Genomic DNA, 13507 nt, shown 5'->3' on the forward strand with positions numbered 1-13507 from the left:
CCCAAAAAAGTAATATTACTGACGGAGTTGACAGATGCTAAAGGGAACAAACTGTGGGCTGTAGGTGACACAGTTTACTACATAGCTGATCGTACGACCTATGCCGTAAGAAAGAGCGTTGTGAAGGAAATCAGCCAGCGTGGGGAACTGTTCATATATGAAATAAAACTAAAACTGGAAAAAGCAAAATCCAGAGACCTGAATTTCAAGCATAAATTGGCAATCTGCGGAAAGGTTTATGCTAACATTGCCTCGTTCGCATTGCTAACACCACCGGCAAATGACAAAAATGGTATCGACGATTTCACTCGGAAATTAACAGACAGCACAGTTAAGGCTGTTCCTGTTAAGGACATGAATAGTCAGGGAAAACTCGCTTGCTGCTTATTTAATGAAAAGTTTGAGTCAGTTGCAAAGTTGGCTGGCCGGTTAGGACTGCCTGACTTGTTTTTCTGTCATACCTCTGAAGAGGACCTTGTATGTGAGTTCTGGAGAAAGGAGCAAACTGACAGACCATGTGACCGGGCACTAAATCCCTATTTGTTAATCTCGAAATCAATCACGTGGGAGCACGACTGCAATGTTTCTAGTGTCTGCACGGCCATTGATGATAGTTTCAGATGCGTCGTTGACATTTCTACATTTGACCGTGTAAACGAAGAACTGGAGGCAGGTATTCAGCGAGTCATCAAGAAATTCAACCGTTTAAATCCTGAGGATGTTCTTCCTTTTGCGTTTAATCATGTCGGACAGTATCCCACGACCTGTAAGAAACTCCCGATTGGTAGATAATACTCCAGCTACAGAAAGCATTCCTCTTGCGGACCATCGACAGCACAGGTGAATAACTGACATCCCAAACAGCCCTTTTGCCTTTTTGTCGTGTGGTGCATTTGTGGTGCATTTGAGATAAAAGAAAATAGGCAAGTGGTTAATAATTAACTACTTACCCATCTTCCTAAGTGATCCCGTTGGGATTCGAACCCAAGACCCACAGCTTAGAAGGCTGTTGCTCTATCCAGCTGAGCTACGGGACCCCGATAGCTCTCTCCCACGCCGCACTGTGCACTAGGGGGCGTGCACCTGTCAAGCAAGAAGGGAGTTTGGCGACTGCAAAGGTAATACAATTTTGCCTTTTGTCAAAATAAAAAAAAAAACCGCGCCCCGCAGGGCGCGGGGTGCTTGCTACATGTATTTCTCGAGCAACTGCACCATGGTGGCAGCATCGTGCACGCCGGACTCGCGCCACAGCATCTCGCCCTGCTTGAAAATCATGAGGGTGGGCACCGACTGGATGCGGTATTGCATGGCCAGGTCCTCGGCCTGGTCGACGTCGATTTTCACCACCTTGGCACGGTCGCCTACTTGCTTGCTTATGTCCTCGAGTATGGGGTGCATCATCTTGCACGGCCCGCACCAGGTGGCAAAGAAGTCGACCAGCACTGGCTTGTCGCTCGCGATTAACTCTTGAAAATTGTTCATAATGTTGTTCCTTTCTTTCTTGTTGATAAAAACGGGAGCTTCCTGTGTGGCAAGCTCTTGAAAAATAATGATAACTGTCTACCAAAGCAGCACATATCGTGCCAACGGCAGGCCGTGTCATGAAAAGGTGACAACTACCGCGAGAAGTGCGACTTGGGCAGGGGGCGCATGTTGTAGCACGAGGCCATGGTCTCGCCATAGGCGCCGGCGCTGCGCAGGGCCACGAGGTCGCCGCGGCGGGTCACGGGCAGCTTTTCGTCGGTGCCGAAGACGTCGCTCGACTCGCATATGGGGCCCACCACGTCGTAGACGTCGCTGGCCGTGTCGACCGCCGCGCTGATGTTTTGTATCACATGGTGGGCCTGGTACAGGGCCGGGCGAATGAGGTCGGTCATGCCGGCATCGAGTATCACAAACTTCTTGTTGCGGTTCTCTTTCACATAGATCACTCGGGCTATGAGCGTGCCGCACTGTGCCACGATGCTTCGGCCCAGCTCGAAGTGCAGCCGCTGGTTGCGGCGCAGCCTGAGGTGGCGCTTGAAGGTGTCGAAGAAGTGCTGGAAATCGGGCACCGGATTGATGTCGGGGGTGTCGTAGTCGATACCAAGGCCGCCGCCCACGTTGATGAGCTCGAAGTGGATGTCGTGGCGGTCGAAATAGTCGAGCAGCCCGTTGACCGACTCGCACAGCATGACAAAGGGCTTCATCTGGGTGATTTGCGAGCCCACGTGGAAGTGCAGGCCGCGCAGGTGCAAGTGGGGCAGCTTGAGCGCACGGTCGACAGCGGTGGCCAGCATCTCGATGTTGATGCCAAACTTGTCCTCGGCAGTGCCGGTGGTGATGTAGCGGTGGGTGTGGGCGTCGATGTCGGGGTTGACGCGTATGGCCACATGGGCCGTCTTGCCTCGCCTGCCGGCCAGCTCGTTGATGACCTCGAGCTCGGGCACCGACTCAACATTGAAGCAGAAGATGTCGTGATCGAGCCCCAGGTTGATCTCCCAGTCGGTCTTGCCCACGCCCGAATACACCATCTTGCCAGGGTCGAAGCCAGCTGCAAGCGAGGCCTTGATTTCGCCGCCGCTCACCAGGTCGACGCCCAGGCCATTTTTCACGATTTCTTTCAGAATCACGGGGTTGCCGTTGGCCTTGATGGCATAGTGCACATCGTAGGGGTAGCCCTTGACCTGGCGGTTGATTTCGTTGAGTGTCTTGCTGAGCAGGCCCATGTCGTAGTAGTAGAACGGCGTGGGCCACTGCTTGAATTCTTCTAATGGAAAACGATACATGATGTTGCGTGTGAATGTGTGTGTATGTAAAAATGAAAAGAATTGCACTGTGAGCGGGCAAAGATGCCCGTGGCCTCAGTCGCGGTGCTTGTCGTAGTCGTCTTTTTTCTTGCCGTGGCGGCTCTCGAGGTCGGCCACCACGTCCTCGATGCGCAGCCCCTTGGCCGAGAGGAGCACGATGAGGTGATAGAGCAGGTCGCTGGCCTCGTATACGAGTCGGCCGTTGGTGCCGTTCACAGCCTCGAGGGCAGTCTCCACAGCCTCCTCGCCCACCTTCTGGGCCATGCGGTTGATGCCGGCGTTGAAGAGCGAGGTGGTGTAGCTGCCCTGGGGCATCTCGGCCCGGCGCTTGTCGATGAAGTCTTGCAGGTAGCCCAGAAACTCGAGGCCCATCTCGTTGCGGTCGCCAAAGCAGGTGGCCATGCCCAGGTGGCACACGGCGCCGTTGGGTATGGCCTGCACGAGCACGGTATCGCTGTCGCAGTCCACGTCGACCGACACGAGCTCCAGGTAGTGGCCGCTTTCCTCGCCCTTGGTCCACAGCTTGTTGCGGGTACGGCTCCAGAAGGTCACCTTCTTGGTCTTCAACGTTTTTTCAAGTGCCTCGTGGTTCATAAAGCCAAGCATGAGCACATTTTTGGTGCGCGAGTCTTGCACGATGGCAGGAATCAAGCCACCCATTTTGTCAAAGTCGATATTGCTGTTCATCTCTCTAACGTTTATATTTTTTTTGTGTGTGTAGTTGTGTCGTTATAAGTATCCTGGGCCGCCGGCTCACAGTCTCACGTCGATGTGGTGCTGGCTCAGGTAGCGCTTGAGGTCGCCTATGGATATCTCGCCAAAGTGAAACACGCTGGCTGCCAGGGCGGCGTCGGCACAGCCCTCGCCCAAAGCCTCGGCAAAGTGCTGCATCGTGCCGCCGCCACCGCTGGCGATGACGGGTATCGAAAGCGCCTCGTGCAGCTGCCGCAGGGCCTTGCAGGCAAAGCCTTGCTTCATGCCGTCGTGGTCCATGCTGGTAAACAGTATCTCGCCGGCACCGCGCTCCTGGGCCTCGTGAGCCCACTCGAGCAGGTGGCGCCTTGTGGGCTCGTGTCCGCCTCGTGCATAGCAGATCCACTCGCCGTCGGTGTCCTGGCGGGCATCGATGGCCACCACACACACCTGGCTGCCGAAGGCGGCCGCGATGTCGCCGATGAGCTGCGGGTGCTCGAGTGCGGCCGAGTTGACCGATATCTTGTCGGCCCCGGCACCGAGCAGGCGCTCGACGTGGGCCACTGTGGCAATGCCGCCGCCCACGGTGAAAGGGATGGCCACCCGCGCAGCCACGCGGCGCACCAGGTCGACAAAGGTGTCGCGCCCCTCAAGCGAGGCAGTGATGTCGAGATACACAAGCTCATCGGCTCCCTCGTCGCTGTATTTCTTGCCCAGCTCCACAGGGTCGCCGGCGTTGCGCAGGTTCACAAAGTTCACCCCTTTCACGGTCGCTCCGTCTTTCACGTCGAGACATGGAATGATGCGTTTGGCTAACATGACTAATATATCTATATTGTTGCTATTGTTGCTATTGTAAAGTCACAACCTCGTCTTGCTCACTGCCCTGCCGCTCTCGAGACGTTGAAAGCCTCAAGGGCCTTGAGCGAGATCTTGTTTTCATATATGGCCTTGCCCACAATCACGGCAGGCACCCCAATGGCATCGAGGGCATAGACGTCGGGCAGGCCGCTCACCCCGCCGCTGGCGATGAGGCGCAGCCGGGGCAGCCGGGCCAGGATGCTCTTGTAGAGCTCGATCGAGGGGCCTTGCAGCATGCCGTCCTTGTCGATGTCGGTGCTGATGACCTGGGTCACGCCCAGGGAGGCATAGTGCTCGATGAAGGGCACCACCTGCTGCTCGCTGTCGTCGAGCCAGCCGCAGGTCGATATCTTGCCGTTGCGGGCATCGGCGCCCAGAATGATGGCCTGCGGGCCATATTTCCTGAGCCAGCCCTCCATCACCTGGGGGTGGCTCACAGCCACACTGCCGCCCGTGACCTGGCTGGCGCCGCTGTCGAAGGCGATGTGCAGGTCGTGGTCGGTCTTCAGCCCGCCCCCGAAGTCGATGAGCAGCCCCGTGTGGCCGGCTATGCGCTCGAGCGTGCGGTAGTTCACTATGTGCTGCGACCTGGCCCCGTCGAGGTCGACCAGGTGCAGCCTGGTGCAGCCCGCGTCCTCCAGGGCACGGGCCACGTCGAGGGGCTCCTCGTTGTACACTTTCTCGGTGCTGTAGTCGCCTCGCGAGAGGCGCACACACTTGCCGCCCATGATGTCGATGGCAGGAACAATGTCGATCATAAGTCAATAAATTTCTTGAGCACAAGCTCGCCCACGTCGCCACTCTTCTCGGGATGGAACTGCGTGGCATAGAAGTTGCCGCGATGCAGCGCCGCGCTGAAGGGCACGATGTAGCGCGTGGTGGCAATCGTGTCGCGGCCCACGGGGGCATAGTAGCTGTGCACATAGTACACATGGCGCCCCTCGAGCTCGGCGGGGATGAGCGCGCTCGCCCCAGCCAGCTCGATAGTGTTCCACCCCATGTGGGGAATCTTCAACTCGGGGCAGGCGCTGTTGTCGAAGCGCTTCACGTCGAGGTCGAATATTCCCAGCCCCTGCGTGTCGCCCTCCTGGCTCGAGCGGCACAGCAGCTGCAGGCCTATGCATATGCCCAGCACCGGCTGCGTGAGGCTCTTTATCACCGTGTCGAGCCCCTTGGCGCGCAAGTAGTCCATGGCCGTGGCCGCCTGGCCCACACCGGGAAATATCACCCGCTCGGCGCGGCGTAGCACAGCGGCATCGTCGGTGATCACGGCCTCCACGCCTATGCGCTGCAACGCACATTTCACCGAGAACACGTTGCCAGCATTGTATTTGATGATTGCTACACTCATTTCGTGTGGCAAAGTTACACGAAAAAGCCTCAAGCACAAAACAAAATCGACCAAACCGCCCATTTTTTTGGCATATCATCACATCCCCGCCCAAAAACGCCACCCCCTACAACCTGCACGGCAAGGCACTGCATCAACTACACCCCAACACCATTCAAGTATATAGTCTATACACTACACATAGTAGAAATCATAGACTTTAAGTGGCCACCCTCACGGGCTTGGCGCATAGAAATATCTACACATAGTAGAAATTATAGGCTTTAAGTAGCCGTATGCATCTTTATCGTTCAGCAGCCAATCTACAAATAGTAGAAATTATAGGCTTTAAGTAGCCCAAAAACTATGGCAGACCCTACCACTTCAATCTACACATAGTAGAAATTATAGGCTTTAAGTAGCCCGGCACAGGCTAAAGGCCTCTGCCGAAAAATCTACACATAGTAGAAATTACAGGCTTTATGTAGCCGCTTTGTCATAGTCATAGCTCAAGCCCTCATCTACACATAGTAGAAATTACAGGCTTTATGTAGCCATAAAATTGTGCAAAAAAGAGGGACGCAGAATCTACACATAGTAGAAATTACAGGCTTTATGTAGCAGCTTATCTGCGACAGAAAGAAGTCGTTCTATCTACACATAGTAGAAATTACAGGCTTTATGTAGCCTCGCTGATTACTCCCTGTGGAAGTTCGCATCTACACATAGTAGAAATTACAGGCTTTATGTAGCCCGAGTCCACAGGGCGTCGAATATTGCATATCTACACATAGTAGAAATTACAGGCTTTATGTAGCCTCATCAGAGAGACAGCCGCCGCGCTCTTTCATCTACACATAGTAGAAATTACAGGCTTTATGTAGCCCGACACGATACGCGGCTTGTACAAGTCGATCTACACATAGTAGAAATTACAGGCTTTATGTAGCCCAAGCGTTTACGCATTTACGCATACAAGTGATCTACACATAGTAGAAATTATAGGCTTTATGTAGCCTTGTTGCTGTGCACGGTGTCGCAGCGGATCTACACATAGTAGAAATTATAGGCTTTATGTAGCCCATGGTGGCGGAAAAACAGCGCGAGGAATAATCTACAAATAGTAGAAATTATAGGCTTTATGTAGCCCGGCTGGCACGTCGGTGAGTTGGTCAAATCTACAAATAGTAGAAATTATAGGCTTTATGTAGCCTCTTACAAGGGGCGAATTTAAACAAAATCACTGATATACACAATAGTAGAAAACCTTTCTTTTAAAGAATTTACCCCCACCCCGTAAACGCAAGTTGAACAGCCATATATTCATATAGTTGATTCACAATAAAATGAGGAGAAAAAAGTAAAACGCGACACACTTAGGTTTGTAAACCTATAAAAAAACTACAGGTTTGTCGCGATGTATGGCATTGCCATATTTTATCATCTTGTTTTCATCTACATCAAAAATAATCACGCTATCATCGAGAGTGAAATGTTTGGCCCAGGCTTCAATTTTGGCTGTAAGATTATCCATCACCCTTTTAGTGTTGGCAACTTCATATACCGAATATTGCAATCTAATGGCTCCGTGCTTTACAAGCATGCGTGTAAATCGAGCCCTCCAGCGATCATCACCGATATCGTAACTAATAATTTTCATTTATATTGAAATATTGGATATTGACTTGCAGACTTCCTTCCCATAAAACAACGGTAATACTGCTGCACGTACTTAAAAATTTCCATCTTATAAGAAATCAAAGCATTAAAATACACCTTGTAGTAATCAGAACACTTTTCATATTTCAGATGAAATTCTTCTTTAACTTTCACAAAATGTGTAGAAGAAAACTGCCCTCGATGAAAAGCGAGCAATGTTGCATGGTCGATAATGCATCTAAATGGCTCTACTATATCGCACACAAGTGACTTGCGTTGAAACCACAAGCGATGATAGACTCCTTTATATAGATCAAAGCCAAAAAGTCTCAAGTAAGACTCCACAAAGTTGAACAATATCGTATACCCTATGTCAAGAGTAACATTCAAGGCATCACACTTGGATCTCGGATGGCGTCCCTTCCAATCAAAATCTTGATAATAGGCAATGAAAAAAAATTTTGCCACCTGTCCCTCGAGTCCCATCAATTCATTGTAATCGATGGTATCCTTCAACTTGTTGACAGCCGATGCGCAGAATGAAATTGCTGCAATGGTGAGTTCATCTCGGCGACGTGTTTTCTCCAGCAGCGTTTTTTGATTATTAAATTTGCTTATCATGAGAGATCTGGCTACAGAAAGCTCAGAGTCGGTGTAGTCATATTGGCGTTTGCGAAGCAGATAGTTGGCTTCGGCCGAACATGCAAAGAAAAAGACAGGCCTTAAATTAGGTTTCATAACCACCACTGCCACCCCATGCTTGCGACACTTATCGATCAAAGGTGTCGTCACAGTGATGTGGCCAATTACAAATAGAGCCAGAATCTTTTGAAAAGGGAATTTGGTGAGTGTAGACTTCTTGTTACCATCAAATTCCTCGAGCATAAGTTCTCCATTCATCACCCGCAAGCTACGAGTGTGTTCCATGCAATTGAGCACAAAAATGGTACGCGTCGCTATATCTTATTGAGTAAACATTGTCGGAGTCGGTTTTATCGCACAAATTGCAGTATATGCAATGCGCACATTTGTTTGGATTCGTCATCTTGGTGTCGTTTAATGGACTGTAGTTACGAAACAGGGTTAGGAATCGTTCCAGTTCAACCCGATCATTCTCGGTGGGGAGATTGACCGGGATCATCTTTTTTGCAGAAATCTCATAAAAGCACAATTCCTCCACAGGAAAGCCCATCTCGGTCATGCAAAAGTACTGAGCCCATAGCTGATAGAGCTGACCACGGAAGATGGTCTTGAGACTGTATTTGCGCTCAATGAGTTGTTTCTTTTCAGCTCGGTACACATCAATTTTTCCATAGACATGAAGGCTCTCACTATAGACGGAAAGCGACATGATATCACCCCTGCGCGAGCTACCCTTCTTGGAGTCGACACCTGTGTGTGCTATCGTTCCGCGCACTTGAGGCGTAGCCTTATACAAGCCATCATCGGTATCGGCATACACACTGTGCAAATAAATCGAATACGGGCAGAAAATGAAATCATTGAGCGTGGCTATAGCAATAAAATCCTCCATTATTCTTACAAGTATGGTTTCTCCTGAGCGAATTCAAGCCAATCTTCATTTTTAATGGGAGCGAGCTGGATCTTTTCTGCATCAATTGAGCTTTGTTGAATCTGACGTAACAACATCAATCCTTTTCGTGCTATATTGAAAGCTCCATTGGCGTCGGCATTGGCAGGTAAAAGGCTACCGCAAGTTCGGCTGTCGAAAAAAATACCATCTTTATCAGCCACAGGGGATACAAGATAATCAATGTCAGTACCAGTGACACTATTTCGCATCTGCAAAGTGAGTTTTAGTAACTTAAGCAACGACTCATAGAAGTCTTTGACTGCAGAGGTTTCTTTAGTGAGCTGCCCGTTAACTATACGGGCTTTAAGTCCCGAAGCGATATCGATGCCATATTTGTTAAAGAGGTCTTTAAATGCTTGTGTGAGATCGAATTCCTCATTGTCCCAATGATTGCTTTTCTCGGGATTGCGAAAAGTGCGTACACGTGTCCCTTGGGTGCATAGTGTCCATTGAGTACGAGTTCCAGTAGGCTTGTTGGTAAAATGACGATAATCAAAAGAAAACTCAAACCAATCACGCTCGTCATTGTAGCTTATGTCGTCAAATTTTTCAAAGAACTCCTTAGCTTTGGCTTCATTGCAGTAACGAGTGTCAAAAAGGTTGACAAATCCAGTCACAGGATCAATCTTTGAAGTATTCCATGCTGGAATATAGAAAAGGAAACCGCTTTGCTTGCCCAGCTTTTTAAAACTATCCATTCTGCTCGTGAGTTGCAATGCGTGCAACAAGCCTCCTGGCTCGGCAGCATCATATTGCTTGTTGACTAAGTAGTTAAGCTTGTTGATGAGCATGTGCTCAAATTTCTGATATACCTGCTTTTCCACTTTTTGCCTGCTACGCATGAACGAACCGTTCAAATCTTCAAGTACAACAATGGCATGATAACGCTGCATGAGCATAGAGATCTTGTGGATTACCTGCGACAGATAGCCCTCTTTGAGTTCTTTTATGCTTTCAATAGTTTGCCAGTCTTGCCGGGCTTTCTTGTTGCCAGCTTCCTTCTCCTCAAGTAAGGTATGATAATTGGTGCAATAGGTATTACCCTTGTACTCGTTGACAATCTCGTTAAGCGAAAATTGCTCCTTAATAGTACCATGCTGGTCGATTATCACCAAGTAGAGCAAATTGCGCTCTCCACGGTCGATGCCTATGATGTGAGTGTCATCGCCTGCCGAGCGCAAATAATCACACACCTGCTGATTGATGTTGTCGCTGCCAGTACACTTATAATTTATTGTTATAGGAACATGAAACATGAATTTATCAACGGTGTATCGGCGATTTTTAATAATGTCGTAGTCGAACACACACACACGTTTGGAGTCATTTTCGTTTTTGCAAGTAATAGGCTGATGTGCGGGGTGAGTAGGTCGATCGCACCTTAGGCTTGCCTTGCGGTAAAACACTTCGGCTTCACCATTGAGCTTATAAATAACATTGTGCAAGTTGCGCTCATCAAAGAGCATGCGCCAGTATAGGGTGTGCATGTTGGGTGTACCCTTGCTTTGGGGTGAAAAGTCCTTATTGTAGATTTGGAAAAGATATAGCTTGCCTTCGTCCACCATCCTGTTGACATAGTCAACACTCACTTTTGTGAAAGAAAGGGAGTAACCCTGCTGATTAACATCACGATAAAAATCACTAATATTTGTATATGACTGAGTATCAGAGAACTTGAAGTTAAATTTATTCCAGTCGGGATGCTTTGCTATAGAATCTTTATAGAAATCTATGAGAGCATGACAATCGTCGAGATTGAAATTATCACCTTTCTTAAAAGACTTACTCTCCCAAATTTCAAGAATTTTCTTGCTCGGAGAGAATTCCTGCACTCTTGATTTGGAGAAGAACACCTTAGGAAGCATCTTGTTGGGACCCGGCAAAAGTTTATAAATCATTTTTTCGTAACAGTCTCCTATGGTTTCAACATTGTTGGCATCAAATATTTTATTATAGTTTTTATTCATGATGCCTAAGTAGTACAACCCTTCGCGGCGCAAAATCACGCTTGTGTTATCATGCTCTTTGTTCAAGTCCCAGCCATTCAACAGCGTACTATTCTCGAAATTAAGTTTGATTTTTTCTTGCGAATAGGGTTTACGAGTCATTCGGTTTCGAACCTTGTTGTACAGCGGAGTGAGCTGGTCGAGAACTTCCCATATCGGCATAAAATCGCCATAGAAGAAACTATCCTTATCGCCCTCATCGCCACGACCAAGCAATGGCTTGACAAATCGCTGCAAGCGCTTGAGCGCATCAAGCAAGGCTTTGATTGCTTTAACCTTCTCAATATCCTGAGCCAAATTATGACTGCTTGGCCGAGCATTTAATATTGGAGCGGCCCCATGGTAAGCCTCAGCAATTTGATCGAAAATGTCGGGAGTCGTCTCTGCTTCGTTTTCACCCTCTTTTGCACCAAGACAAGCAAAGTAATCTTGAATCTTACACCTTATTCCTGCCTGCCCAAGGCACTGGTTGATATAAGCAATTGAGAAACTGTTCTGGGCAGAGAAAAGTTTTGATACACGCTCTTCAAAATCGGCACCAGTTTCTTTTTTCTTCTTCTGTACACTACGTTTCAAGTCACTTATCATGGCATCCTTTATTATATTCCAGCCACCGCACAGGCGCTGAGAAACTTCGGAGAGCTGCAAATCGTTGCGCAGGAACACTCCATCCAAATTGTAGCCGTCCAGTCCCATGAGTATTTGCTTGAGCTTGCCTTCGCCCAGCACACCAGTTTCATTACTATCAAGCTTGTTATAGAAGGCTTCTATTGTATCAAGCATGTCCTGGTCATTATCAAATTCATCCTGTAACCATGAAATGGCAACGCGATCGCTCAAGATCTGCTTATACAGCAGTTTCAGCATTGGCAAGCGCGCCTTTTTATGCTGCTGGTTATAAAGGTTAACATACTCATTGATGCCTTGTATTTTCTTGTTTCCCTCGCTCTTGCCTCCTATAACGGCATTATATACAGCGAGTTGTGACTGAGTCAGCACTTTGTTGAAAAATTGCAGGTTAAACATCTTATCGATGTCATCTCCAACCTGTAAGTGGCTCCTAAGCTCATCGGCTATTGTCTTAAAATGCTCTTGCATTTCGGGCACCTTGGCAACAATGTGAAATGCGTTGATATTGTCGATGAATTTGGGCAAGTTTTCGTTGATGATGCGGTAGGCAATAGCAGTAGATTTCGCATCAGATGTATACATGTTTTTGCGATTCTTGTGGAATTCCTGAAAATAGGTGGTGAAATCAGAAAACTCCTTTATCAGTTCAGTCTTAACTGGGTCGTTTTTTACAAAACTGGGCAAGTCTTCTTTGATGAGTTCTTTCTTGAAAAGTCTTTTAAACGCAGTATCGCCAGTAAACCTTTTTGAAATTTGCTTACGCAAAGCGACTTGGATATCCTCAAAGATTTTTTTTGTCTTATCGTTTCTCTTTTGCTCGTAGTAGAAAAAATATTCCTCAAGAGAATCGTGTTTTCCCGTATCGTCATACTTCAGGGAGAAATCAGACAAGCACCGCTCGATAAATACCTTGTGGTACTCATCAATCAATTTTTTCATTTCCTTGTAGCTATCGGCACGATGCATATCGTTGTTCAGAATGCCCTCGCGTTTCATGTTCTCCACAGTAGATCCTTGTGGAATGAGCTCAAATCTTAAAGTCTTAGACACAGGATAAATGCCTGTAAAATCGGTATACTTCATTGTTATTAACAGTGTGTTATAGTAAGGTTATAGTTTTGTGTAAAGGTAAAAAAAATTGTAATAATTAATACTATAATTACAGTAAATTATTTCCCTTTTAAAGCCATTTATTATTTTGGGGCGAAGTTGTATTTGTCCTTTCCTGTTTTAGGTTGACTCTGGTTGATAAAATATTACTACTCCTATGTGCCAGAGCTTGAGGCTGTGAATTGCTTTCAAATTTGTATCTTTATATCGGGTGACACAACATTGCAAATATTTTTAATATCTTTGTATGCAATATTCTAACCACATGATAATGTTAGTTTATGGATTATCGTTCGTTTATTAAGAAATTAGAAAATGACGGTATCGTTTATATCTATGATGATTATGAGGACGCTATCGTTAAGTTTGTGTCTTCCAAAGTTGCAGGTAACACGCAGGCATGGATTAAGCGTAAAGGCAGGAAAGAAAGAGAGATTCCCCAGTCAGAGCCTATTGTGCTTGATATCATGATGGGTGGGGAGGAGGTTAACAAGAATTTTTATGATAACTATTGAGCAGGCAATCGTTTTGGCAACGGCGGCAATGCAAGGATTGAAAGACCTTGAGGGAAATGCGGCAATCCTACATCCGTTGCGAGTGATGTTGTCGGGCAAAAGTGATGATGAGAAAATTGTAGGAGTGCTGCATGACGTGCCGGAGGATACAAATGTAGGATTTAGCCAGTTGAAAGAAGCTGGTTGCACCGACGCTCAAATTGAGGCCTTACATTTTCTTACTCACAGCAAAGATGTTCCGTATTCCGTTGTGAAAACATCAAGAGCGGGTTTTACTCGCTCTTTTTTTTTGCAATTAAGGCTTATATAAAAGCCCCGGC

Annotated in this window: 13 protein-coding genes, 1 tRNA gene and 1 CRISPR repeat array; of the genes, 3 read left to right on the plus strand and 11 right to left on the minus strand. The window is 47.7% G+C overall.

Translation table 11 applies throughout. The features are described from left to right. Positions 1-27: 27 nt before the first annotated feature. Positions 28-792: a hypothetical protein gene (locus GF423_RS02790; protein ID WP_154326945.1), complete on the plus strand. Its 765-nt coding sequence runs from the start codon at positions 28-30 to the stop codon at positions 790-792. 171 nt (positions 793-963) lie between these two features. Here GF423_RS02790 and GF423_RS02795 read toward each other — a convergent pair. The 11 genes from GF423_RS02795 to cas12a form a co-directional block, all read right to left on the minus strand. Beyond that, a tRNA-Arg gene (locus tag GF423_RS02795) sits at positions 964-1037 on the minus strand. Between the two features lie 148 nt (positions 1038-1185). Next, entirely contained in the window at positions 1186-1554 is a 369-nt protein-coding gene (gene trxA / locus GF423_RS02800; RefSeq protein ID WP_420853237.1) for a thioredoxin, read from the minus strand. Positions 1555-1616: 62 nt separating this feature from the next. Continuing rightward, positions 1617-2768 carry a diaminopimelate decarboxylase gene (gene lysA / locus GF423_RS02805; RefSeq protein ID WP_154538154.1) on the minus strand — a complete coding sequence of 384 codons (1152 nt, stop codon included), beginning with the start codon at positions 2766-2768 and terminating at the stop codon, positions 1617-1619. A 75-nt stretch (positions 2769-2843) separates the two neighbouring features. Beyond that, on the minus strand, positions 2844-3491 hold the full coding sequence (hisIE, locus tag GF423_RS02810) for a bifunctional phosphoribosyl-AMP cyclohydrolase/phosphoribosyl-ATP diphosphatase HisIE (RefSeq protein WP_277394816.1): 648 nt from the start codon (positions 3489-3491) through the stop codon (positions 2844-2846). 51 nt (positions 3492-3542) lie between these two features. Beyond that, positions 3543-4301 (minus strand): imidazole glycerol phosphate synthase subunit HisF, encoded by a 759-nt coding sequence (gene hisF / locus GF423_RS02815; protein WP_154326948.1) that lies wholly within the window; start codon positions 4299-4301, stop codon positions 3543-3545. Between the two features lie 59 nt (positions 4302-4360). Beyond that, complete coding sequence (locus GF423_RS02820; RefSeq protein ID WP_154538152.1) at positions 4361-5101, minus strand: 1-(5-phosphoribosyl)-5-[(5-phosphoribosylamino)methylideneamino]imidazole-4-carboxamide isomerase; 741 nt, start codon at positions 5099-5101, stop codon at positions 4361-4363. Then, entirely contained in the window at positions 5098-5694 is a 597-nt protein-coding gene (gene hisH / locus GF423_RS02825; RefSeq protein WP_154326949.1) for an imidazole glycerol phosphate synthase subunit HisH, read from the minus strand. The genes GF423_RS02820 and hisH overlap by 4 nt, the downstream gene beginning before the upstream one ends. 172 nt (positions 5695-5866) lie before the next feature. After that, positions 5867-6886: a CRISPR direct-repeat array (repeat unit 37 nt; unit sequence ATCTACACATAGTAGAAATTACAGGCTTTATGTAGCC). Between the two features lie 177 nt (positions 6887-7063). After that, a complete protein-coding gene (gene cas2, locus GF423_RS02830; RefSeq protein ID WP_154326950.1) occupies positions 7064-7333 on the minus strand; it encodes a CRISPR-associated endonuclease Cas2 in 270 nt (89 codons plus the stop codon). Then, on the minus strand, positions 7330-8259 hold the full coding sequence (cas1, locus tag GF423_RS02835) for a type V CRISPR-associated endonuclease Cas1 (protein WP_154326951.1): 930 nt from the start codon (positions 8257-8259) through the stop codon (positions 7330-7332). The genes cas2 and cas1 overlap by 4 nt, the downstream gene beginning before the upstream one ends. Then, the gene (gene cas4, locus GF423_RS02840; RefSeq protein ID WP_154326952.1) at positions 8243-8866 is read right to left on the minus strand and encodes a type V CRISPR-associated protein Cas4; all 624 of its coding nucleotides are present in this window, start codon (positions 8864-8866) and stop codon (positions 8243-8245) included. The genes cas1 and cas4 overlap by 17 nt, the downstream gene beginning before the upstream one ends. A gap of 5 nt (positions 8867-8871) precedes the next feature. After that, positions 8872-12645 (minus strand): type V CRISPR-associated protein Cas12a/Cpf1, encoded by a 3774-nt coding sequence (gene cas12a / locus GF423_RS02845; RefSeq protein ID WP_154326953.1) that lies wholly within the window; start codon positions 12643-12645, stop codon positions 8872-8874. A 308-nt stretch (positions 12646-12953) separates the two neighbouring features. Between cas12a and GF423_RS02850 the strand changes: the two genes are divergently transcribed. Together GF423_RS02850 and GF423_RS02855 are read left to right on the plus strand one after the other, a co-directional pair. Next, positions 12954-13187 (plus strand): hypothetical protein, encoded by a 234-nt coding sequence (locus GF423_RS02850; RefSeq protein WP_154326954.1) that lies wholly within the window; start codon positions 12954-12956, stop codon positions 13185-13187. Continuing rightward, a complete protein-coding gene (locus GF423_RS02855; RefSeq protein WP_154326955.1) occupies positions 13174-13497 on the plus strand; it encodes a hypothetical protein in 324 nt (107 codons plus the stop codon). Before GF423_RS02850 ends, GF423_RS02855 begins: the two co-directional genes overlap by 14 nt. The last annotated feature ends 10 nt before the right edge of the window (positions 13498-13507 follow it).

It is taken from the genome of Sodaliphilus pleomorphus (assembly GCF_009676955.1).
GTDB classification, from domain to species: Bacteria; Bacteroidota; Bacteroidia; order Bacteroidales; family Muribaculaceae; genus Sodaliphilus; species Sodaliphilus pleomorphus.

What these genes read in the sequence shown, in the direction of transcription:
- cas1 (WP_154326951.1), bottom strand. Translation starts at nt 8,259, where the DNA reads ATGGAACACACTCGTAGCTTGCGGGTGATGAATGGAGAACTTATGCTC.
- GF423_RS02820 (WP_154538152.1), bottom strand. Translation starts at nt 5,101, where the DNA reads ATGATCGACATTGTTCCTGCCATCGACATCATGGGCGGCAAGTGTGTG.
- cas12a (WP_154326953.1), bottom strand. Translation starts at nt 12,645, where the DNA reads ATGAAGTATACCGATTTTACAGGCATTTATCCTGTGTCTAAGACTTTA.
- GF423_RS02855 (WP_154326955.1), top strand. Translation starts at nt 13,174, where the DNA reads ATGATAACTATTGAGCAGGCAATCGTTTTGGCAACGGCGGCAATGCAA.
- cas2 (WP_154326950.1), bottom strand. Translation starts at nt 7,333, where the DNA reads ATGAAAATTATTAGTTACGATATCGGTGATGATCGCTGGAGGGCTCGA.
- cas4 (WP_154326952.1), bottom strand. Translation starts at nt 8,866, where the DNA reads ATGGAGGATTTTATTGCTATAGCCACGCTCAATGATTTCATTTTCTGC.
- GF423_RS02850 (WP_154326954.1), top strand. Translation starts at nt 12,954, where the DNA reads ATGGATTATCGTTCGTTTATTAAGAAATTAGAAAATGACGGTATCGTT.
- lysA (WP_154538154.1), bottom strand. Translation starts at nt 2,768, where the DNA reads ATGTATCGTTTTCCATTAGAAGAATTCAAGCAGTGGCCCACGCCGTTC.
- hisF (WP_154326948.1), bottom strand. Translation starts at nt 4,301, where the DNA reads ATGTTAGCCAAACGCATCATTCCATGTCTCGACGTGAAAGACGGAGCG.
- hisH (WP_154326949.1), bottom strand. Translation starts at nt 5,694, where the DNA reads ATGAGTGTAGCAATCATCAAATACAATGCTGGCAACGTGTTCTCGGTG.